The organism is Bradyrhizobium sp. dw_78 (genome assembly GCF_018449525.1).
Classification (GTDB): Bacteria; Pseudomonadota; Alphaproteobacteria; order Rhizobiales; family Xanthobacteraceae; genus Bradyrhizobium.
Genome location: NZ_JAAVUS010000004.1, coordinates 212,054 through 232,356, shown reverse-complemented (window position 1 = coordinate 232,356; position 20,303 = coordinate 212,054). Strand labels below are relative to the sequence as shown.

Sequence of the window (20,303 nt, the reverse complement as noted above, 5' to 3'; positions counted from 1 at the left end):
GTGGTTGCAATCACTCTCGCGGCTCGCGTGCGTGTCGCTTCGGTTGCACAGGCTTTGCCTGACGGTTTCGTGACCGCAATGGCCCGGCAAGGGTTTGTGAACTATTCGAAGGCGTGGCGGTACTTTTCAGTGCCGGGCGCAGGCGGCGCGGCCTATGATTTCGGGGTGACGGCGCGTCGCTATCGATTCTGCCGGATTTCGACCGGAAGGGGGACGGCCCATGACCCAGCCTTCATTTGCCACCCACGAGGTGTTCAACCAGTCGCCGCCGTTCGAGGATGTCGACCTGTTCGCGCTGGACCGGCCGCTTGGGGACGCGGTCGCAGCCAATGGCGGGGGCGCGGCGGAAAAGGAACTGTCCGAATTCGGCCGGCACTGGGGTTCGGCCGCGATGGCCGAGCGGGGCCGCCTCGCCAACGAGAACACGCCCAAACTGCGGACGTTCGACGCGCGCGGCAACCGGCGCGATGTGGTCGAGTTTCATCCGGCCTATCACGAATTGATGGCGCACAGCGCCCATGCCGGCGTGCATAATTCGACCTGGGACACGCAGGGCCGGCCGGCCGGCGGCGCTTCGGAAGTGGTTCGCGCCGCGAGATTCTATATGGCCGCGCAGGTCGAGACCGGCCATCTCTGTCCGATCACGATGACGCGCGCATCGGTGGCGGCGTTGGCGTCGCAGCCTGACCTGCTGGCCAAGGCGATGCCGGTGATCGCGACCCGCTCCTACGATCCGGGCTTTACGCCGTGGTGGACCAAGCGCGGCATGACGCTCGGCATGGGCATGACCGAGAAACAGGGCGGCACCGATGTTCGCTCGAACATGACGCGCGCCACCCGCGACGGCGATGCCTACCGCATCGTCGGCCATAAATGGTTCATGTCGGCGCCGATGTGCGACGCGTTTCTGGTGCTGGCGCAGGCCGGCGAGGGCCTGACCTGCTTTTTCATGCCGCGCTTCGCGCCGGATGGATCGGTCAACGCGCTTCATTTCCAGCGGCTCAAGGACAAGCTCGGTAACCGCTCCAACGCCTCGTCCGAAGTCGAATTCGAAAACGCCTATGGCTTGCGCGTCGGCGAAGAGGGCAAGGGCATCCGCACCATCATCCAGATGGTGCAATTGACGCGGCAGGATTGCGCGATCGCTTCCGTCGGCCTGATGCGCTCCGGGCTTGCACACGCGCTGCATCACGCCCGGCATCGCAGCGTGTTCCAGAAACATCTCGCCGATCAGCCGCTGATGCAGGCGGTGCTCTCGGACATGGCGCTGCATGTCGAGGCCTCGGTCGCGCTGGTGATGCGGCTGTGCCGGTCTTTCGACCGCGCGCCCGACGATGCCGGCGAGGCGGCCTATGTGCGTCTGCTGACGCCGGCGATCAAATACTGGACCTGCAAGAGCGCGCCGGGATTCCTCTATGAGGCGATGGAGTGTCTGGGCGGCAACGGCTATGTCGAGGAGGGCATTCTGGCGCGGCACTACCGCGAGGCTCCCGTCAATGCGATCTGGGAAGGCTCGGGCAATGTGATGTGCCTCGACGTGCTGCGGGCGCTGTCGCGCGAGGCTGACGCGGCCAGCGCCGTCTTGCAGGGGCTTGTCGGCGAAACCGAAGGGTTGCCCGGCGCCTCCGAGACGGCGGCCTTCATCGGCAAAATATTCCGCTGGCCGGACAGCGAGCGCGTGGCGCGGCTCGCGGTCGAGAAACTGGCGCTGCTGGCAGCCGCCGCCGCGCTCAACCAAATATCGCCGCGCAGCGCCGAACTGTTCGCGGCGACCCGGCTTGCCGCGACTCACCCCGCGATGTACGGCGCGGTCGATCTCGCCAGCGCCGATATCAAAAGCCTGCTGATGCGGGCGCTGCCCTGAAAGTGCATTGATGGATTCCCTCACTCCCGTAGATCCGCCGGTCACCGTAACCCTTGCCGAACCCCTTGCCGAACGCCCGCCGCGGGTCTGGAAGTTCTGGGGCACCGCGCTGTGGGGCCTGTTTGTGTTCGCGGCGATGTTCGTGGGCCAGCTCGCGGTGGTGGGCTGGTTTGTGCTGCGCCAGCAAGGGCCGATCGATATGGCCGCGGCCATTCACGTGCTGGGCGGCGGCCTCACGATCGCGCTTTCCGTGATCACGGGGTTGCCCGCCGTCCTGGCCGCGCTGTGGCTGCCGATCCATCTGTCGCACATATCGTTCAAGGACTATCTCGCGCTGCGCTGGACCTCGTGGAGCAATGTCCTGATTGGCATCGTTGCCATGGTCGTCGTGGTGATGGGCTGGGATATGGTATCGCGTCTGACGGGCCGCGAGGTGCAGCCGGGCTTCATGGGCGACGTGGTGCAATCGGCCGCGGCCGACGGCGCATTATGGCTGCTGGTGCTGGCCTTCTGCGTCGCCGCCCCGATCACGGAAGAGTTTTTCGCGCGCGGTTTTCTCTATCGCGGCTGGTCGGAATCCTTCCTCCGGCCTGTCGGCGCCATCCTGCTGTCGTCGGCGGTATGGACCATGCTGCATCTGCAATATGACTGGTTCTTCCTCGGCGAAGTGTTCTCGATCGGGCTGGTGCTCGGCTATATGCGTTACCGCAGCCGGTCGATCTGGCTGACCGTGCTGCTGCACGGTCTCAACAATCTGGCGGCGCTGGCGCAGACGCTGCTGCTGACGGGATCGTGAGAGGTCAGCGCGTCCCGCGCAGCTTCGTCAGCCGGTCGAGCGCGCCTTGCAGGATGAAGATCGCTGCGTGTTCGTCGATTACTTCCGCGCGCCGGGCCCGGCTCATATCCAGGCCGATCAATTCGCGCTCTACCGCCACGGTGGAGAGCCGCTCGTCCCACAGCGCGATGGCAAGCTCCGTGAGCTTTGAGAAATTGCGGGCAAACGCCCGGGTCGATTGCGCGCGCGGGCCTTCGCTGCCATCCATGTTGATGGGCAGCCCCAGCACGAAGCCGGATGCGTTGCGTTCGCCCGCGATCGCCAGCAACCGCGCCGCGTCAAGCTTGAACGCCGTGCGCTGGATGGTCTCGACGCCGGTCGCGAGCCTGCGGTCGGGATCTGACACCGCGACGCCGATGGTCTTGGTGCCGAGATCGAGGCCAACCAGCGCGCCACGCTCGGGCCAGTGCGCGGCGGCGTCGATCAGCGGCAGGATGAGGGCAGGCATGGTCCCGCATAGCATGCGGAAAGCCGCACATGCAAAGCGGGAGGATGAGTACCGATGGACTCGTTGACATTATTCGGCTTGTTCGCCGTCACCGCGATGCTGGTTTGCTACGCGCTGGAGGAACGCAGCCGCTGGTTCGTGCTGGGCTTTGCCGGCGCTTGCGCGCTGGGCTCGGTGTACGGGTTCCTGCAGGGCGCCTGGCCGTTCGGGCTGGTCGAGGCGATCTGGGCGGTCGTCGCGCTGCGGCGCTGGGGTGTCAGGCCGTAACGCAGCGCATAGCCCGTTCGCCGTGCGGGTGCTAATCTGTAGATACGCAGCCGGCACCGACGCCCGCGCCGATTCCCTCCATCAGCCCGAAGGAGCAGACCATGTGGCCGGATCGCCGACTCGTCGACCTTTTCAAGACCGAATTTCCGATCGTGCTGGCGCCGATGGCGGGAGTCATGGATGCGGAACTGGTGATCGCGGCGGCCCAGGGCGGGGCGCTGGGGTCGCTGCCCTGCGCGATGATCCCAGCCGAAAAGGCGCGCGAGCAGGTCAATATCATCCGCCAGCGCGTCTCGGCGCCGGTCAACATGAACTTTTTCTGCCACAAGGCGGTGGATGCGGCCCCTGAGCGCGAGGCCGGATGGAAGAGGCGGCTCGAGCCTTATTATAGGGAGTTGGGTCTCGATCCCGCAGCACCCATCAATGCCGCCAACCGCGCGCCGTTCGACAGCTCGATGTGCGAGGTGGTCGAGGAACTGAAGCCCGAAATCGTCAGCTTTCATTTCGGCTTGCCCGATCAAGCTCTGCTCAAGCGCGTCAAGGCGGCCGGCTGCATCGTGATCGCGTCCGCGACCATCGTGCGGGAAGCGATCTGGCTGGAGGAGAACGGGGCCGACGCCATCATCGCGCAAGGCGCGGAGGCGGGGGGCCATCGCGGCATGTTCCTGACCGACAATATCGCCGAACAGCCCGGCACTTTTGCGCTGGTGCCGCAGGTGGTCGATGCGGTGAAGGTCCCGGTGATCGCCGCCGGCGGCATCGCCGACGGACGCGGTATCGCAGCCGCTTTCGCGCTGGGCGCGGCCGGTGTCCAGATCGGCAGCGCCTATCTGCGCTGCCCCGAATCCCGGGTGATTGCGCCAGCGCGCGCCGCGCTGGCGCAGGCGCGGGACGATTCCACCGTCATCACCAATGTCATGACCGGCCGTCCGGCGCGGGGCGTCGCCAACCGCGTGATGCGTGAGGTTGGCCCGATTTCGCCCGACGCGCCGGCTTTTCCCCATGCCGCGACCGCGCTCGGGCCTTTGAAAGTGGCCGCCGAAAAGCTCAGCAAGGTCGATTTCAGCAATCTTTGGGCCGGTCAGGCGATCCGGCTCGGGCGCGAAATGCCGGCCGCCGAACTGACCCGGGCGCTGGCCGGCGGCGCGCTGGCGCGGCTGAGCCAGATGGCTGGCTGACCAGCCGCCAAGGTTGCGGCGCAAAAGCCGCCTCTGCTATACGGCAGCCTCCCTTTGCCGCAAGAGGCCCTATATAATGTCGGTCGATGCCGCCACCGTTCGCCGCATCGCGCATCTGGCGCGGATCGCGGTCGCTGAGCAGGAGGTTCCCCATCTGCAGGGCGAACTGAACGCGATGCTGGCCTTTGTCGAGCAGCTCGGCGAGGTCGCTGTCGAAGGCGTCGAACCGATGACGTCGGTGACGCCGATGGAAATGAAGAAGCGCCACGATGTCGTCGACGACGGCGGGATCGCCGATGAAGTGGTCGCCAATGCGCCGGAGACCCAGGATCATTTCTTCCTGGTGCCGAAAGTCGTCGAATAACATAACGTTTTCGAGCGAAGTGGGTACCGGTTCGCGTGAAGAAAACGTGTCAAACTTGAGAGTCTTCGAGAGGCAACATGTGTCTGCTCTGCGACGATGAAAAGGCCTATCAGGCCTACGTGAATTATCTCGACGTCATGGCGCGGCAGGGCAAGGCTGCGGATCCCGACAAGGCGATGGATGCGGTGCTTGACCAGCTCGAAGCCAACGACAAGGCGCGCCGCGGGCAGGACGATCCGGCCAACGACAAGACGCTGTCTCCGTTCTTTTGCAGCCCGATCAATAAATGACCGATTTGACATCACTGACGATCGCAGAGGCTCGATCGGGCCTCGCGAAGAAAACCTTTACCGCGCTTGAGCTGACCGACGCCCATCTCAAGGCGATGGAAGACGCCCGCGTGCTCAACGCCTATGTGCTGGAAACGCCGGATCACGCCCGCGCGATGGCGCGCGAGGCCGACACGAAAATCGCCAAGGGCGAGGGCGGTCCGCTCGCGGGCATTCCGCTTGGCATCAAGGATCTGTTCGCGACCAGGGACGTGCGCACCACGGCCTGCTCGAAGATCCTCGGCAATTTCCTGCCGCCCTATGAATCCACCGTGACCTCGCAGCTCTGGCGCGACGGCGCCGTGATGCTCGGCAAACTCAACAATGACGAATTCGCGATGGGGTCGTCGAACGAGACCTCGTGTTTCGGCTCCGTGGTCAATCCGTGGCGACGAGAAGGTTCCGCGACCGCGCTGGTGCCGGGCGGCTCGTCCGGCGGTTCGGCATCGGCGGTGGCGGCGTCCTTGTGCATGGGCGCGACCGCGACCGATACCGGCGGCTCGATCCGGCAGCCGGCGGCGTTTACCGCAACCGTCGGCATCAAGCCGACTTATGGCCGCTGCTCGCGCTGGGGCATCGTCGCCTTTGCCTCCTCGCTCGATCAGGCCGGGCCGATCGCGCGCACCGTGCGCGATACCGCGATCCTGATGCGTTCGATGGCGGGGCACGATCCCAAGGACACCACGTCGGTCGACCGCGCGGTGCCGGACTACGAGGCCGTCGTCGGCAAGTCCGTGAAGGGCATGAAGATCGGCATTCCCCGCGAATACCGCCTCGACGGCATGTCCGCGGAAATCGAAAAGCTCTGGAGCGAGGGCGCCAGCTGGCTCAAGGCCGCGGGCGCGGAACTGGTCGAGGTGTCGCTGCCGCACACCAAATATGCCCTGCCGGCCTATTACATCGTGGCGCCGGCGGAGGCTTCATCGAACCTCGCGCGCTACGATGGCGTGCGGTACGGCCTGCGGGTGCCCGGCCGCAGCATCGGCGAGATGTACGAGAACACCCGCGCCGAGGGTTTCGGCCCGGAAGTGCGCCGCCGCATCATGATCGGCACCTATGTGCTGTCCGCCGGCTATTACGACGCCTATTACCTGCGCGCGCAGAAGGTGCGCACCCTGATCAAGAAAGACTTCGAGGATTGTTTCGCCAGGGGCGTACACGCGATCCTGACGCCGGCGACGCCGTCGGCCGCGTTCGGCATCGGTGAAAAAGGCGGCGTCGATCCGGTCGAGATGTATCTCAACGACATCTTCACGGTGACGGTGAACATGGCGGGTCTGCCGGGCATCGCGGTTCCCGCCGGCAAGGATTCGCAGGGCCTGCCGCTCGGCCTGCAATTGATCGGCCGTCCGTTCGATGAAGAGACGCTGTTCTCGCTCGGCGAGGTGGTCGAGCAGGCGGCGGGACGATTTACGCCGTCGAGGTGGTGGTGAGCACGGCGGATTTCAAAGCTAGCCTGCCGGGCGCGGCGCCCGCGCCAGACCTCGACGCGCCGCTCGCCGCACTGTGGTGGGCCGCGAAGGGCCGATGGGACGAGGCGCACCGGATCATCCAGGACGAAGACAGCGCCGACGCGGCCTGGGTCCATGCCCATCTGCATCGCGTCGAAGGCGATCTCGGCAATGCCGGCTATTGGTACCGGCAGGCCGGCAGACCGGTGGCGCAGGATTCGCTGGAAGCCGAATGGGAGCGGATCGCCGCCGACTTGATCGGGAGTGGAAGAGCATGAGCGTGATGGGCCGGAATCTGATCAAGGGCGCCACCGGCGACTGGGAAATCGTCGTCGGCATGGAAGTCCATGCCCAGGTCACCTCGAATTCAAAACTGTTCTCCGGCGCCTCGACCGAATTCGGCGGTGAGCCGAATTCGCATGTCTCGCTGATCGATGCGGCGATGCCGGGCATGCTGCCGGTCATCAACGAGGAGTGCATCAGGCAGGCGGTCCGCACCGGCCTCGGGCTGAACGCCAGGATCAATCTGCGCTCGGTGTTCGACCGCAAGAACTATTTCTATCCGGATCTGCCGCAGGGCTACCAGATCAGCCAGTACAAGTCGCCGATCGTGGGCGAGGGCGAGGTGATCGTCGAGCTCGCCGGCGGCGAGACCGCCACTGTCGGCATCGAGCGGCTGCATCTGGAACAGGACGCCGGCAAGTCGCTGCACGACCAGAGCCCGACCATGTCGTTCGTCGACCTCAACCGCTCCGGCGTCGCCCTGATGGAGATCGTGTCGAGGCCGGACATCCGCTCCTCGGAGCAGGCCAAGGCCTATGTGTCGAAGCTGCGCTCGATCCTGCGCTATCTCGGCACCTGCGACGGCGACATGGAGAAGGGCAGCCTGCGCGCCGACGTCAACGTCTCCGTGCGCAAGCCGGGCGGCCCGCTCGGCACCCGCTGCGAGATCAAGAACATGAACTCGATCAACTTCATCGGCCAGGCGATCGAATACGAAGCGCGCCGCCAGATCGAGATCATCGAGGACGGCGGCACGATCGGCCAGGAAACGCGGCTGTTCGATCCGAACAAGGGCGAGACCCGCTCGATGCGCTCCAAGGAGGAGGCGCACGACTACCGTTACTTCCCGGATCCCGATTTGTTGCCGCTGGAGTTCAGCGAAGCCTTTGTCGCCGGTCTCAAGGCCGATCTGCCGGAACTGCCGGACCAGAAGAAGGCGCGCTTCGTCGCCGCGTTCGGCCTGTCGGCCTATGACGCCGGCGTGCTGGTGGCCGAACGGGAGAGCGCGGAATTTTATGAAGCGGTGCTGACGGCGCTTGCCAACAAGGAGCGCGACGGCAAGCTCGCGGCCAACTGGGTCATCAACGAGCTGTTCGGGCGCCTCAACAAGGAAGGCCGCGACATCCCGGCGTCGCCGGTATCGGCGGCGCAGCTTGCGGCAATCGTCGATCTGATCGGCGAGGGCACGATCTCCGGCAAGATCGCCAAGGACCTGTTCGAGATCGTCTGGCAGGAGGGCGGCGATCCGCGCGCACTGGTCGAAGAGCGCGGCATGAAGCAGGTCACCGACCTCGGCGCGATCGAGAAGGTGGTCGACGACATCATCGCCGCCAATCCGGACAAGGTCGCGCAAGCTCGCGAGAAGCCGCAACTGATCGGCTGGTTCGTCGGTCAGGTGATGAAATCATCCGGCGGCAAGGCCAATCCGCAAGCCGTGAACGACCTGCTCAAGTCGAAACTTGGCATCTGAACGGCGCGCGACGTCGCATCGGCGTCGTCGCAGCAGCGTCGCATCAGGATGCGCGGATACTGCGTCGCTCGCCGCCAGGTTCGCTGTTCATTGTCACCGCGCGACCATCGGGCCTCTCCGAATCGGCCGTCTGCGATTCGCGCCAAAACCGGTTTTGGCGAACCGTGGCGAGACCTAACGCCGTGGCGAGTGAAAATTTTTTCATTGCCAAAAAGGGCGACTCAGACTCCGCACAAGGCGCCTTCGCCCCCTGCCGGTGAGTCGTGATCGTGCCGATCATGCGAAGAACTTCGTCTATGCAAATTACAAAAATGCCCGTGGCACAGGCGTTTCCTTCGATCTTGACAAATGCAAGTGTCGGATTTCCGCACACTACTTGCATCGTCGCGCAGAAGAACTTGTGTGTTGCGGATCACGGCGCGGTGCGCGCGCTGTCATTGCTCCGTCAACACTTCCTTAAGCTGGACGCTGTTTTTTTCAATGTGTTGGTGTATTCGGGAGATAGTGCATTTCGATTCCCGAATGCACGCAGCGGTTAAGCCATCTCACTACATTGGAGGGCACTATGGCTAAGAAGGCAAAGAAGGCGAAGAAAGCGAAGAGCGCAGTGAAGAAGACTGCGAAGAAGACCCGCAAGGTCGCCAAGAAGAAGAAGTAAATCTCGCTTAAGAAAATGCCGGCGGCTTGATGCCGGCGACGTCACAAGAGCCTGAAGGACGATTTGCTCTCCGGAGCAGGTTTCAGCCCGGCGGCTCTGGTCGACGAAAGAGGGTGTCGGCGAGACATCAGGTCAAACGGCTGGATCGTCCTTTCGAAGAGTTCGCTCCAAAAGAGCTCGCTCTGAGAACACCGGTCCGGCAGAAGAAACGAGTTTTCTTCGTTCGGTGCGGATCCGTGGTCCGCAATTTCATCGGGCGTAAAGCCTCAGGTGAAATCTGGTCCTGACGTGTTCGCCGACGCCCTCGTTCCTGTTGGCGCCAGGTTTGGCGCTGCGATCTCCCAAATTCCATTTCGGCCGCCCGCATCCGCGTGGTGACGCTGGTTTCGGCGGTGACAGTTGGCTGCACCTGGACGGACTTGCCCGACAGGGCCGCATGCGCGGCCAGTTGCGGCGGATGGTTATCGTTTCGCGAAGCCTGAGGGTAAACGGAATCCGCCGACGGGCCGGTAATCCCTGTCAAACCGGCACTTTTGCGATTTCACGGGGCGCGCAGCCGGGCGCGGCATTCACACTCGATTCATCCCGATACTTAAACTGCTCTTCAAACTTGATCGTCATGGTTATCCCGACAGCCGGTCAACGGCGCGGGAATAACAGGACGTTTCAAGCTTTGGACAGGGCCGCGCTCGGCAAGCGGGACGGCGCAAAAATCAAAAAGGAGAAAAGGGATGTTTCAGGGACAAATCGATCTGGAGACGGCGACGCCGGTGGAAGCCAATGCGATCCCGGACGCGCTGTTCGAGCGCGGCCTGTACTGGGCCAGCGGGCGCTCCGGCGTGGTCAATCTGGTCGCCGCGCATAAGTGGTTCAATCTTGCCGCCTTGAAGGGCCGCACGGATGCGATTGCGCTGCGCCGCGAAGTTGCCGAGATGATGTCCGAGGCCGAGATCGCCGCGGCCCAGCGCGAAGCCCGGGCCTGGATGACGGCGCACTGAACCAACAATCGGTGGGCGTTTGCCCGCTGTCGCGGACTTCAAACGAATTCAGGGGCCTGCGGATTGATTCCGTGGCCCCCGAACAACGATATTACTATCGGATTTCCCGCCGATGGTGGTGACGCGGTAGCCGTGGCCGTGGCTCTTGCGCGAAAGCGAACCACGGATTGGCGCCGCAATACGAGAACGTGCCCGACGCCGTGGCCTCGCATTGCTGATAGCTGCTGAATTCACAGAGACCCGGTGTGCCATATTCCCTGCCTTGTAAGCAGTAGGGATATTCGGCTTCCTCCGTATAACCGAAGCCGGCCGCCGAAGCTGGCGAACCAGCAAAACCGAGAACGCCGAGCGTTGCGAGAAGTAAAAGGCTGCGCATGGACCCTCCTTGATAGGGTAGGCATTTTGATAGGGTAGGCATTTATTTTGATACGCTCGATACTTATTCTTTGTTTGCCTGCAATCAATGACTGCTCTGTTGCTGAGTTCTGTTTAACGGCTAACAGAATCGTGAGCCTTTAAATTCCGCGGCGTTTTCGGCGGCGATGTGAAGCCTCGCTATGGCACGGCATTCTCGTGCCTCGGGTACGACCTGTTACCCATATTTGAGAAGGGTACCCATAATAGCATGAGGGCCGGGCACAGAAGCTTGCTGGCGGAGACGGAGGGATTCGAACCCTCGATAGGGCTTTACAACCCTATAACGGTTTAGCAAACCGCCGCCTTCAGCCACTCGGCCACGTCTCCGGCAAGGCCGATATGCCCGACACGGGGGCGAGCCGCAAGCGGCAGATTTGAGGCGGGCGGGTTTCTGGACGATGAGCGTCCTGGTTTTGAAGATTCGGTTAAAGGCTCCGAGCCCGATATCGACGGTCCGAGTGGCCGTGCTTTCAGAATCTTTCAGCCCTGTCGGCGCGGAATGCCGGGTTGGGCCTTATCCAAAAGCCGATAGATTTTTGAAGATTCCTGGGGAAATTCGAGTCGGTCAATGCTGTTTCCAGTTGCCTGATTCGGTGTCGATCGGTGCGTGAACGAGGGATAGTTGGCCGGGCCAGCCGATCAGGGCCGCAATTCTCGGCAAATCGGCCCTATAAAAAACTGTCATAAAAAACAAACACTTGCTGCAGCGTCGAGGGCGCATTTGCGTGCCATTTGTGCAACACCCATCCAAAAACAGATTAGCGTGAGTGCTCTGAAGTGGTTCCTTTGTTGCGTGTGCAGGGGCCTTCGGTAATTGTGATGTTGCGACGGAGGGGGGCATCCCGAGGTCGTCCCGTTTTAGGTAGCTCGCTTAAGTCCCTCGCGTTCATGCGGGTGTGTCCGAAGGCGCGATGCGACTGTGAGCGGGTTTTGGGGGACGGGGTTACCAACCTCAGGGCGCTTTGCCCGGCGGATACGGAACCCTCCCTGTAGAGCAACTTGGAGGTTACCATGAAGACGATTAAGAGCCTTATCCTCGGCTCTGCGGCGGTTGTTGTCGCCGTGGGCGGGGCACAGGCGGCTGATCTTCCCGTAAAGGCCAAAGCGGTCGAATACGTGCGGATCTGCTCCCTGTATGGTGCTGGATTCTTCTACATCCCGGGCACCGACACCTGCGTCAAGATCGGCGGTTATCTGCGTGCCGACCTGACCGTCAACGGCGGCAACGGCGGTGCGCCGTTCACCTCCGGCAGCGGTGCGTATCATGACCGCTACACCAACTACTATAACGACTACTCGCGCTTCGCTCTGACCTTGGATACCCGCACCGCGACCGAATATGGCGTGGTCCGTACCTTCGGTCAGGCCGACTTCACCTTCGGCACCGAAGGCTTCAACGGCATCAACCAGCAGTCGACGCTCAACACGAACTCGGCGCAGGGCAACGTCAGCAGCAACTACGCTGGTCAGGGCTCTCTCGGCGTTGAATACGCCTTCATCCAGTTCGCGGGCTTCACCTTCGGTAAGTCGGCTTCGGCCTACACGACCCCGTGGCAGGGCTATCCGGGCAATATCAGCGGTTCTCTGGTTGGCGGCTACGACACTGTCACCGGCATCAACAACGTGCAATACACCGCCCAGTTCGGCAACGGTGTGTCGGCCTCGTTCGGTGTCGACGACAGCAGCGCCAACGACTTCAACCGTACGCAGTTGCTCGATGCTGCTGCGACTAACGCCGCTGCCGGCAACTGGGGCCTGTACGGTGCGCCGACCTCCGCCGTTACGTCGGTCGGTACGGCCTATACCGGCACTTACATTCCTGACTTCGTCGGCAACGTCCGCGTCGATCAGGCTTGGGGTGTCTTCCAGCTGTCGGGTGCGCTGCACTACGTCGATGGTGGCTACTTCCAGAACGCCAATACCCTGGGTGGCCAGTTTGCCAATGGCTCGCCCAACACCAACGCCATGGATTCCGGCCATCCGGACGGCAAGTTCGGTGGTGCCGTCAGCGCGGCCTTGCAGATCAAGAACCTCCCGACGGGTCCCGGCGACGACATCAAGATCGAAGGTACCTGGGCTAAGGGTGCGACCAAGTATGCTCTTGGTACTTCGGGTGCGCTCGGCGGTTCGTACTTCATGATCAAGAACGCCACCGGTGGCGTTGGCGGTGACATCTCGATCGGTGCCATCAGCGACGGTATCTATGGCGGTCCGGGCAAAACCGGCATCCAGCTCACCGACTCCTGGGGCTTCCGTGGTGCGTTCAACCACAATTGGGATCCCTACTGGTCGAGCAGCCTGTTCGGCGCTGTTGCCGGCGTACACTACGGCAGCACGGCAAAGACCCTGTGGTGCGGCAACTATGCCCTTGCTGCTACGAGCGTGGCTGGTATCACGAACTGCGATCCCGGCTTCACCTTGTCTCAAGTCGGCGTGACCACCCGCTGGACCCCGGTCAAGAACCTGACGTTCTCGAGCGAAGTCATGTACGCCTATCTCGACACCAACATGAAGGGTTCGGTGACTGGTACGGTGACCTCTGCCTACCCGCTCACGACTGGTACCTACCAGTTCAAGAACATGGGCACCGTGGAAGTCGAATTCCGCGCTCAGCGTAACTTCTGATCCCGAAAATCTGACACGATCCAAAAGAACCCCCGGCAAGGAATTGCCGGGGGTTTTTCTTTGCGTGGTTTGCCGGGGATGTAGGTTCCAAGAGTCGTCCGGCAGTCGCGCGGTGCTTCGGCCAAATTGGTTGCGGGTGTTCAGAAGCCTTGTCGGTTCTGACGGAATCAGAATCAGGCTCTTATATCTTTGATGTGCTTCCTTCGCGCGAACCGGAAGTCACCCCGCGATCCAGGTCCGGGGCAGGTTCTCGCTCGAAACGGCATCGATCGATTTGGAAATGAAGGGGCTTCGCAAGGAAAGACCGACCGGCCGCCTATTCCAGGGAGCCGCGATGCAGGTCGGCTTCGATCTGAAGCCGCGTTCCGCCGCCAAACCGCGCCCGATAGACCTGCAAGTTCTCCATGATGCGCTGCACGTAATTGCGGGTCTCGGAGAATGGAATCTGTTCGACCCAGTCGACCGCGTCGACATTGGGATCGCGCGGATCGCCATAGCGTTCGATCCACTTCTTGACGCTGCCGCGGCCGGCATTATAGGCCGCGAACGTCATGATATAGGAGCCGCGGTAATCCTCCAGCAGGCCTCCGAGTTCGGCGGCGCCCAGCGCTGCGTTGTAGACGGGATCGGCCTTCATCCGCTGGATATCGAAATCCACGCCGTATTTCTTGCAGACATAGCGGCCCGCGTCCGGCGTCACCTGCATCAGGCCATAGGCCTGGGCCGGCGAGACCACCGCCGGATTGAAGGCGCTTTCCTGCCGGGCGATCGCGAAGACGACGCTCTGCTCGACGTCAGGCCCGATCGACTTGAACGACGGGATGCCGTTCACCGGATAGGCATAGAAGTCGAACGGCAGCCCGCGATTGAGCGCAGCCTTGCCGAGCAACAGCGTGCCGCGCGCATCGCCGTTGCGGGAGGCCAGTTCGCCGAGTCCCACCAGCGCGTCGGGATCGCCATTGTCGCCCATGTCGGCAAAGATCGGGACCGCGATCTCGCGCTCGTCCAGCGCGTATAGCAGTTGCACGGCGCGTACGATTTCCAGCCGCTCGACATTGCGTCCGCGCGCGGACGGCGCGCCCTTCAGTTCGATTTGCGGCAAGCCGAGTTTCGCGCGCGCCAGCTGGCCGTAGTAGCTGGTTGATTGTTCGGCCGCCGACGCATAGGCCGCGCGGGCCTCCTGCGGGCGTCCGGCAGCCTCGGCGGCCCGTCCTTGCCAATAGCCGGCGCGCGCGAGCGCGGTCGGATTGGTGCTGCCGACCCCGATGCGGACAAAATGCTGCGCGGCCGTCGCCGGATCCTTCAGGAAACGCAGGGCAATCCAGCCAGCGGTGAATTCCTGCTCGGTCTTGTAGATGTCGCGTGCGGGAAGGGCTGCGTCGCGCGCGATCAGATAAGCGGTGCGGTACTCGCCGATATCGAGCATCTTGCGCGACATCAGCCGCCGCTCGATCCACCATTCGTCGACATTGTACAGGCGGCCAGGGTCCCGTGGCGCGCTCAGCATCAGTTGTGCGGCTTCCGCGAATTTCTCTTCGCGGCGAAGCAACTGGATCCTGGCGAAGATGTAGCCGGCATCGCCGTGCAACTCGCGCGGCACCTGATCGAGCAGGGCGCGCGCATTGGACGCCTTGTGCGAGGATGCGATGCGCGCTTTCGCCAGCGCCAATTCGCCGCCGCCAAGCCGCTTTGCGGCGCGCAACGCGATGTCACGCTCGTCGCCATAGAGGAAAAAATCCATCCTCGCCTTGTGGTCGCCGGGCACGATCAGGGCGCCGAACAGGTCAAGCGCGCTGTTTTCGGTCTCCTCCGACATCGGATCGTTGCGCCAGGCATCGCGCACCAGACGCTCTGCATTGGCCCGGTCGCCGCGCGCGAGCATCGCCCGCGCCAGGGCGAACTTGCCCTTGGCCGACAAGGGCTGTTCATTTGCGAACCATGACGTCACGGTGGCGTCGTCGCGATGGTCGTCCCACAGCGCCGCCTCGAGACGCCGGCGCAGGAAGGTCTGCGAGGGCCAGCTCGGGTTGGCCTCGATGAATGCGCGGTAGCGTTCGACCGAGGCGCCATTGTCGTCGCTGCGCAGGATGATCCATTCGGCAAGCTTTCTTGCGACCGGATCGGATATCGCTGCTTCGACCTGCGTCGCATCCACCGGCTGGTGCTTGCGTACGAGATCGATGACATTTTCCAGCGCGTCGGCGTCGGCCTGCGAGGTCGATGACGTCGCCGCCACGGCGGCCGGGATGATCGGCTTGCGTGCCGTCGCCGGCGGCAGAGCCGCATGCTGACGGGTTGCGGGTGCAAGCGCAGGAGCGATCGGCGCGGTGGTCCCCAGGGACGCCACGTTCTTGGTCGTGCCGGTTACGCTGGCCGTCGCGGTGGGCGCGGTCTTTGCCGTGGATTTGGCCGCGGTTTTGGGGATGGCGTTGCGCGAGACCGGCCGCGGCTTCGGCAGCGGAACTTTGGATGCGGCCGCGGCTTCTGTTGCCAATGCCGACCATGCGATGGTGAGCGCCAGACCCGTCGCCAAAACCCTCGACAGAGCCGTCGTGGACAGGGCCGTCAATCGCAAGGCGTTTGGGCGGGTGAACTGGATCACGGCCTTCCTTCGCAGCGAATCATCAATAGATGATGCTCTAGGTCCATTTGAGTAAATATTCGGGAAAAATGCCAAAAACGCTGGAATTTTAGCTGTCTGCTCCATTACCGCGGCAAAATCGGGGCCGGGACCGGCTGGCGGGGGCCCTTTCGCCGCAACTTCAGACTCGATATGAATTGACCTTCATCGGTTTTATGAGACGGCAAGCCGCACGCGCTCGGAGGAAGTCCATGGCAGCCAAGACGAGTTTTCGGGGGTCATTGACCGCCTTGGTGACGCCATTCAAAGACGGCTCGCTTGATGAAGCGGCTTTCCGGGCGCTGGTGAGTTGGCAAATCGCCGAGGGTACCCACGGGCTGGTTCCCGTAGGCACCACCGGCGAAAGCCCGACACTCAGCCATGACGAACATAGGCGCGTCGTCGAATGGTGCATCGACGAGGCCAGGGGCCGCGTGCCCGTGATCGCCGGCGCCGGTTCCAATTCCACCAGGGAAGCCATCGAACTCGCCAAGCACGCCGAAAAGGCCGGCGCCGACGCGGTGCTGGTGGTGACGCCGTACTACAACAAGCCGACCCAGGAAGGCATGTACCAGCACTTCAAGGCGATCAACGACGCGATCGGAATTCCGATCCTGATTTACAACATTCCGCCGCGGTCGGTGGTGGATATGTCGGTCGAAACCATGACGCGGCTGTTCGAGTTGAAGAACATCGTCGGCGTCAAGGATGCGACCGCCAATCTGGCCCGGGTCTCGCAGCAACGCCACGCGATGGGGCCGGACTTCATTCAGCTCTCCGGCGAAGACATGACCGCGCTCGCCTATATGGCGGCAGGCGGACATGGCTGCATCTCGGTGGTGGCCAATGTGGCGCCGAAGCCCTGCGCCGAATTGATGACCGCGGTGTTGAAGGGCGACTACGCGTCAGCCCTCAAAATCCAGGATCGCCTGGTCCCGCTGCACGACGCCATCTTCAAGGAGCCGGGCCTCGCCGGCGCCAAGCACGGACTCAAGCTGTTGGGCCGCGTCCATGAAGAGGTGCGCCTGCCATTGATGCCGGTGACGCCGCCGACCGGTGCGGTGATCCGCAGCGCGATGATGTATGCGGGATTGATCAACTGAAACACCGATCAACACCGGCCTGCTTTTTTGCCTGTAAATCTTACCGTTCGGGATATTGAAGAGAGGGGGAGTGCAGATGCTCAAGGAATTCCGCGAATTCGCGATGAAGGGCAACGTGGTCGATCTCGCGGTCGGCGTCATCATCGGTGCGGCCTTCGGCGCCATCGTGAACTCGCTGGTCAGTGACGTCATCATGCCGATCATCGGAGCGATCACCGGCGGTCTCGACTTTTCAAACTACTTCATCCCGCTGGCCAAATCGGTGACGGCAAATAACCTTGCTGATGCGAAAAAGCAGGGCGCGGTGCTGGCTTACGGAAGTTTCATCACCCTGACGCTCAACTTCATCATCATCGCTTTCGTGCTGTTCGTCGTGATCCGCCTCATGAACAAGCTGAAGCGGAACGAAGAAGCCGCGCCCGCCGCGCCGCCGAAGCCGACCCGGGAGGAAGAACTGCTCACCGAGATCAGGGATCTCCTCAAGAAAGCTTGACGTGGCCGAAAAGAACGAACGCGCAATCAAGGTTGTTGCCGAAAATCGCAAAGCCCGGTTCAACTATGCGATCGAGGACACGCTGGAGGCCGGCATCGCGCTGACCGGCACCGAGGTCAAGTCGATCCGCAACGGCAAGACCACGATCGCGGAATCCTACGCGGATTCCAAGGATGGCGAGATCTGGCTGATCAACGCCAATATCCCGGAATATCTGCAAGCCAACCGTTTCAACCACGAGCCGAAACGGCCGCGGAAGTTGTTGCTGCATCGAAAGCAGATCAACAAGCTGATGGGCGCGGTCGATCGCGACGGCATGACGCTGATCCCGCTCAAGCTTTATTTCAACGAGCGCGGCCGCGCCAAGCTGTTGCTGGCGGTAGCCAAGGGCAAGAAGCTGCACGACAAGCGCGAGAGCGAAAAGAAGCGCGACTGGGGCAGGGAGAAGGGGCGCCTGCTGCGGGCGCGTGGATAAAACGGCGAATGGAGAGGAGCGAATGGCGAATAGGGAAATAATCGTCCATTGGTTCTATTCGCCGCTCGCGGATCGCTATTCGCCACTTTGAGGAACGCAAAATGGTTCAACCCAACCTGCTCGAGGTCGACTGGAGCAAAATTCCGGCGCCCGCCGATGACGGCGCGGCGGCGCATCTTGTCGGCATGACGATCCCACCAGTCGGGCTGGTCGCGACCGACGACAGCTCGGTGACGCTGGCGGCGCTGCCGGGGCGCACGGTCGTATTCGGCTATCCCAGGACCGGCGAGCCCGGCAAGATAGGGCTGGTCGATGACTGGGACATGATTCCCGGCGCGCGGGGCTGCACGCCGCAGACCTGCGCGTTCCGCGACCTGTTTGCGGAATTGAAGGCCGCGGGCGCCCGGCATGTGTTCGGTCTCTCGACGCAGAGCAACGGGTATCAGGCCGAGATGGCGTCACGGCTGCATCTGCCGTTCCCGGTGCTGTCGGACGAAAAGCTGGTGCTGACCCGCGCCCTCAACCTGCCGACGATGGAAGTGGCGGGGTTGACCCTGATCAAGCGGCTCGCGCTGATCATCGACGATGCGCGCATCACGCATGTGTTCTATCCGGTGTTTCCGCCCGATCGGAACGCCGGCGACGTGCTGGCCTGGCTGAAGGAAAATCCGGTTTAGCGCCTTTTCGGTTCTGACGGAGTCGGAACCGAGACTCTCTACTTTGGTCCGATGCGTTTTCTACGCGCGAACCGGAATCCACTTCGCTCGAAAACGCTATGGCTATCCGTCGAGGTCCGCCCGCACCCTGGCGAACACGTCGCGGAACATCTTTGGCGTCAGCACGCGCGTGTTGGTGTTGTAGCGCGAGCAATGATAGCTGTCGTAGAGCTTGATCGCGCCGGCCTGATGGACCCCGCCATGCGTAAAGGGTGCGGTGGCGGCGCGAAGCTTCAATGTTTTCAGCAGTGAATCATGGGCGATCCGCCCCAGCGCGACGATCGCGCGCAGCTCCGTCATGGCCGCGATGGTCGCGGACAGGAAGGGTCGGCAGGTATTGATTTCCGCGGGCAGCGGCTTGTTCTGCGGCGGCACGCAACGGACCGCGTTGCTGATCCGGCAATCGACCAGTGTCAGTCCGTCGTCCGGCCGCGCCAGATAGGTGCCCTTGGCAAAGCCATATTCCAACAGGGTCGCATAGAGCAGGTCGCCGGCGTAGTCGCCGGTGAAGGGCCGTCCGGTGCGGTTGGCGCCCTGCAGGCCGGGTGCAAGGCCCACGATCAGGAGCCTTGCTTCTGCGCTGCCGAACGAGGGCACCGGGGAATTGAACCAGGCCGGCTCGCGCACGCGCGCCTCGGCCCGAAAATCGGCGAGCCTCGGGCAAAGCGGGCAGTTACGGTCGGGATCGGTCAGGGAAAGAGCGCTCGCGGGCGACTGGCCGCGCGCGGCATCGTTCTCAATCGTCGAAATCCTCGTCATCGGTCCTCGTCGGCGTCATGGTGGTCGCGCGCTGCAGGAATTGCGGCGCATGATGACGCGGCTCGCGCGGGGCCGGGCGCTCGGACGGATCGCGGCCGAGCTTGGATTGCAGCTCCATCAGATCGGTGAAGACGTCGGCCTGGCGCCGAAGCTCGTCAGCGATCATCGGGGGCTGGCTTGAGATCGTCGAGATCACGGTGACGCGGACGCCGCGGCGCTGCACCGCCTCGACCAGCGACCGGAAATCGCCATCGCCGGAAAACAGCACGATCTGATCGACATGCTCGGCGAGCTCCATCGCATCGACCGCAAGCTCGATATCCATGTTGCCCTTGACCTTGCGGCGGCCGCTGGCGTCGATGAATTCCTTGGTCGCCTTGGTGACGACGGTATAGCCGTTGTAATCGAGCCAGTCGATCAACGGGCGGATCGACGAATATTCCTGATCTTCGATGATCGCGGTGTAATAGAACGCGCGCACCAGGGTCCCGCGGCTCTGGAACTCCTTCAGCAGGCGCTTGTAATCGATGTCGAAGCCGAGCGTCTTGGCCGTTGCATAGAGATTGGCGCCATCGATAAAAAGCGCAATTTTGTTGGAAGCAGATGACATCAAGTTTCTCACGTTGTTAACGTTTATGGCGCAACGGCAGCCGGCCCCGCGCATTTCACGGCAGATCGCTTAGAGTTCGGTGAATCTAACCCGGTAGTGGTTACCGCAAATGTGGTGCGGCGAGGGCGAGAAGACCCATATTTTAGATCCGCAATGATGCGATTTCGTATCCTTGACCGTATCCGGCTTATTTCTGGATATGTCAGGAGGCTCGGCCTTCTGGCTCTTTTCGTGGGTTAGCAGAGCCGGTTGCGCAGGCCAACTCACAAATTTGGCCTTGCGGAAACCTGCTCCTGCCTATAACTACCGCTCATAATCAGCATTTTCGGTCCCATTATAA

At 62.7% G+C, this 20,303-nt stretch carries 22 protein-coding genes, 1 tRNA gene and 1 pseudogene; 17 read left to right on the top strand and 7 right to left on the bottom strand.

The window, feature by feature from the left end:
* Positions 1–69: 69 nt before the first annotated feature.
* The 3 genes and pseudogenes from HB630_RS28365 to HB630_RS12960 all read left to right on the top strand — a co-directional run.
* A pseudogene (locus HB630_RS28365) lies at positions 70–180 on the top strand (peptidase M15); the annotation flags it as partial.
* Between the two features lie 40 nt (positions 181–220).
* Positions 221–1,864 (top strand): acyl-CoA dehydrogenase family protein, encoded by a 1,644-nt coding sequence (locus tag HB630_RS12965; RefSeq protein ID WP_213772646.1) that lies wholly within the window; start codon positions 221–223, stop codon positions 1,862–1,864.
* Between the two features lie 10 nt (positions 1,865–1,874).
* Complete coding sequence (locus tag HB630_RS12960; protein WP_213772645.1) at positions 1,875–2,660, top strand: CPBP family intramembrane glutamic endopeptidase; 786 nt, start codon at positions 1,875–1,877, stop codon at positions 2,658–2,660.
* Between the two features lie 4 nt (positions 2,661–2,664).
* Here the strand turns inward: HB630_RS12960 and ruvX are convergent, their stop codons facing one another.
* Positions 2,665–3,147, bottom strand: coding sequence for a Holliday junction resolvase RuvX (gene ruvX, locus HB630_RS12955; protein ID WP_213772644.1), 483 nt, complete (start codon positions 3,145–3,147; stop codon positions 2,665–2,667).
* A 54-nt stretch (positions 3,148–3,201) separates the two neighbouring features.
* Between ruvX and HB630_RS12950 the strand changes: the two genes are divergently transcribed.
* The 7 genes from HB630_RS12950 to gatB all read left to right on the top strand — a co-directional run bounded on the left by HB630_RS12950 (position 3,202) and on the right by gatB (position 8,489).
* On the top strand, positions 3,202–3,414 hold the full coding sequence (locus HB630_RS12950) for a hypothetical protein (RefSeq protein WP_213772643.1): 213 nt from the start codon (positions 3,202–3,204) through the stop codon (positions 3,412–3,414).
* 101 nt (positions 3,415–3,515) lie between these two features.
* Complete coding sequence (locus HB630_RS12945) at positions 3,516–4,592, top strand: nitronate monooxygenase family protein (RefSeq protein WP_213772642.1); 1,077 nt, start codon at positions 3,516–3,518, stop codon at positions 4,590–4,592.
* Between the two features lie 76 nt (positions 4,593–4,668).
* Entirely contained in the window at positions 4,669–4,956 is a 288-nt protein-coding gene (gene gatC, locus HB630_RS12940; RefSeq protein ID WP_213772641.1) for an Asp-tRNA(Asn)/Glu-tRNA(Gln) amidotransferase subunit GatC, read from the top strand.
* A gap of 77 nt (positions 4,957–5,033) precedes the next feature.
* Positions 5,034–5,246 (top strand): hypothetical protein, encoded by a 213-nt coding sequence (locus HB630_RS12935; protein ID WP_213772640.1) that lies wholly within the window; start codon positions 5,034–5,036, stop codon positions 5,244–5,246.
* Positions 5,243–6,718, top strand: coding sequence for an Asp-tRNA(Asn)/Glu-tRNA(Gln) amidotransferase subunit GatA (gene gatA / locus HB630_RS12930; protein WP_213772639.1), 1,476 nt, complete (start codon positions 5,243–5,245; stop codon positions 6,716–6,718). Before HB630_RS12935 ends, gatA begins: the two co-directional genes overlap by 4 nt.
* On the top strand, positions 6,709–7,014 hold the full coding sequence (locus HB630_RS12925) for a hypothetical protein (RefSeq protein WP_213772638.1): 306 nt from the start codon (positions 6,709–6,711) through the stop codon (positions 7,012–7,014). The genes gatA and HB630_RS12925 overlap by 10 nt, the downstream gene beginning before the upstream one ends.
* A complete protein-coding gene (gatB, locus tag HB630_RS12920) occupies positions 7,011–8,489 on the top strand; it encodes an Asp-tRNA(Asn)/Glu-tRNA(Gln) amidotransferase subunit GatB (protein ID WP_213772637.1) in 1,479 nt (492 codons plus the stop codon). The genes HB630_RS12925 and gatB overlap by 4 nt, the downstream gene beginning before the upstream one ends.
* A gap of 43 nt (positions 8,490–8,532) precedes the next feature.
* Here the strand turns inward: gatB and HB630_RS12915 are convergent, their stop codons facing one another.
* Positions 8,533–8,769, bottom strand: a complete 237-nt coding sequence (locus tag HB630_RS12915; protein WP_213772636.1) for a hypothetical protein — start codon at positions 8,767–8,769, stop codon at positions 8,533–8,535.
* Between the two features lie 1,109 nt (positions 8,770–9,878).
* Between HB630_RS12915 and HB630_RS12910 the strand changes: the two genes are divergently transcribed.
* Positions 9,879–10,145 carry a hypothetical protein gene (locus tag HB630_RS12910; RefSeq protein WP_213772635.1) on the top strand — a complete coding sequence of 89 codons (267 nt, stop codon included), beginning with the start codon at positions 9,879–9,881 and terminating at the stop codon, positions 10,143–10,145.
* Between the two features lie 94 nt (positions 10,146–10,239).
* Here the strand turns inward: HB630_RS12910 and HB630_RS12905 are convergent, their stop codons facing one another.
* Entirely contained in the window at positions 10,240–10,521 is a 282-nt protein-coding gene (locus HB630_RS12905; protein WP_213772634.1) for a DUF3551 domain-containing protein, read from the bottom strand.
* Positions 10,522–10,795: 274 nt separating this feature from the next.
* Positions 10,796–10,889, bottom strand: a tRNA-Ser gene (locus HB630_RS12900).
* Positions 10,890–11,573: 684 nt separating this feature from the next.
* Here HB630_RS12900 and HB630_RS12895 point away from each other — a divergent pair.
* Positions 11,574–13,187, top strand: a complete 1,614-nt coding sequence (locus HB630_RS12895; protein ID WP_213772633.1) for a porin — start codon at positions 11,574–11,576, stop codon at positions 13,185–13,187.
* 316 nt (positions 13,188–13,503) lie between these two features.
* Here HB630_RS12895 and HB630_RS12890 read toward each other — a convergent pair whose 3' ends face one another.
* Positions 13,504–15,534, bottom strand: a complete 2,031-nt coding sequence (locus HB630_RS12890; RefSeq protein ID WP_346656085.1) for a lytic transglycosylase domain-containing protein — start codon at positions 15,532–15,534, stop codon at positions 13,504–13,506.
* A gap of 4 nt (positions 15,535–15,538) precedes the next feature.
* Between HB630_RS12890 and HB630_RS28360 the strand changes: the two genes are divergently transcribed.
* From HB630_RS28360 to HB630_RS12870, 5 genes are all read left to right on the top strand, one after another.
* Positions 15,539–15,844, top strand: coding sequence for a hypothetical protein (locus tag HB630_RS28360; protein ID WP_249780832.1), 306 nt, complete (start codon positions 15,539–15,541; stop codon positions 15,842–15,844).
* A 175-nt stretch (positions 15,845–16,019) separates the two neighbouring features.
* Positions 16,020–16,910 carry a 4-hydroxy-tetrahydrodipicolinate synthase gene (gene dapA, locus HB630_RS12885; protein WP_213772631.1) on the top strand — a complete coding sequence of 297 codons (891 nt, stop codon included), beginning with the start codon at positions 16,020–16,022 and terminating at the stop codon, positions 16,908–16,910.
* 76 nt (positions 16,911–16,986) lie between these two features.
* On the top strand, positions 16,987–17,403 hold the full coding sequence (gene mscL, locus HB630_RS12880) for a large conductance mechanosensitive channel protein MscL (RefSeq protein ID WP_213772630.1): 417 nt from the start codon (positions 16,987–16,989) through the stop codon (positions 17,401–17,403).
* A 1-nt stretch (position 17,404) separates the two neighbouring features.
* Positions 17,405–17,878: an SsrA-binding protein SmpB gene (gene smpB / locus HB630_RS12875; protein WP_213772629.1), complete on the top strand. Its 474-nt coding sequence runs from the start codon at positions 17,405–17,407 to the stop codon at positions 17,876–17,878.
* A 101-nt stretch (positions 17,879–17,979) separates the two neighbouring features.
* Positions 17,980–18,555, top strand: a complete 576-nt coding sequence (locus HB630_RS12870) for a peroxiredoxin (protein ID WP_213772628.1) — start codon at positions 17,980–17,982, stop codon at positions 18,553–18,555.
* 102 nt (positions 18,556–18,657) lie between these two features.
* Here the strand turns inward: HB630_RS12870 and HB630_RS12865 are convergent, their stop codons facing one another.
* Entirely contained in the window at positions 18,658–19,353 is a 696-nt protein-coding gene (locus HB630_RS12865; protein ID WP_213772627.1) for a uracil-DNA glycosylase, read from the bottom strand.
* Entirely contained in the window at positions 19,331–19,963 is a 633-nt protein-coding gene (locus HB630_RS12860; protein ID WP_213772626.1) for an NYN domain-containing protein, read from the bottom strand. Before HB630_RS12860 ends, HB630_RS12865 begins: the two co-directional genes overlap by 23 nt.
* Positions 19,964–20,303: the final 340 nt, after the last annotated feature.

Bases quoted from the DNA above. Each gene is read 5' to 3' on its own strand.
- gatB (WP_213772637.1), top strand. From the start codon at position 7,011: ATGAGCGTGATGGGCCGGAATCTGATCAAGGGCGCCACCGGCGACTGG.
- dapA (WP_213772631.1), top strand. From the start codon at position 16,020: ATGGCAGCCAAGACGAGTTTTCGGGGGTCATTGACCGCCTTGGTGACG.
- HB630_RS12865 (WP_213772627.1), bottom strand. From the start codon at position 19,353: ATGACGAGGATTTCGACGATTGAGAACGATGCCGCGCGCGGCCAGTCG.
- HB630_RS12905 (WP_213772634.1), bottom strand. From the start codon at position 10,521: ATGCGCAGCCTTTTACTTCTCGCAACGCTCGGCGTTCTCGGTTTTGCT.
- gatA (WP_213772639.1), top strand. From the start codon at position 5,243: ATGACCGATTTGACATCACTGACGATCGCAGAGGCTCGATCGGGCCTC.
- HB630_RS12965 (WP_213772646.1), top strand. From the start codon at position 221: ATGACCCAGCCTTCATTTGCCACCCACGAGGTGTTCAACCAGTCGCCG.
- mscL (WP_213772630.1), top strand. From the start codon at position 16,987: ATGCTCAAGGAATTCCGCGAATTCGCGATGAAGGGCAACGTGGTCGAT.
- HB630_RS12915 (WP_213772636.1), bottom strand. From the start codon at position 8,769: ATGATCGGCACGATCACGACTCACCGGCAGGGGGCGAAGGCGCCTTGT.
- HB630_RS12895 (WP_213772633.1), top strand. From the start codon at position 11,574: ATGAAGACGATTAAGAGCCTTATCCTCGGCTCTGCGGCGGTTGTTGTC.
- HB630_RS12950 (WP_213772643.1), top strand. From the start codon at position 3,202: ATGGACTCGTTGACATTATTCGGCTTGTTCGCCGTCACCGCGATGCTG.
- HB630_RS12910 (WP_213772635.1), top strand. From the start codon at position 9,879: ATGTTTCAGGGACAAATCGATCTGGAGACGGCGACGCCGGTGGAAGCC.
- HB630_RS12935 (WP_213772640.1), top strand. From the start codon at position 5,034: ATGTGTCTGCTCTGCGACGATGAAAAGGCCTATCAGGCCTACGTGAAT.
- ruvX (WP_213772644.1), bottom strand. From the start codon at position 3,147: ATGCCTGCCCTCATCCTGCCGCTGATCGACGCCGCCGCGCACTGGCCC.
- HB630_RS12945 (WP_213772642.1), top strand. From the start codon at position 3,516: ATGTGGCCGGATCGCCGACTCGTCGACCTTTTCAAGACCGAATTTCCG.
- HB630_RS12860 (WP_213772626.1), bottom strand. From the start codon at position 19,963: ATGTCATCTGCTTCCAACAAAATTGCGCTTTTTATCGATGGCGCCAAT.
- gatC (WP_213772641.1), top strand. From the start codon at position 4,669: ATGTCGGTCGATGCCGCCACCGTTCGCCGCATCGCGCATCTGGCGCGG.
- HB630_RS12870 (WP_213772628.1), top strand. From the start codon at position 17,980: ATGGTTCAACCCAACCTGCTCGAGGTCGACTGGAGCAAAATTCCGGCG.
- HB630_RS12960 (WP_213772645.1), top strand. From the start codon at position 1,875: ATGGATTCCCTCACTCCCGTAGATCCGCCGGTCACCGTAACCCTTGCC.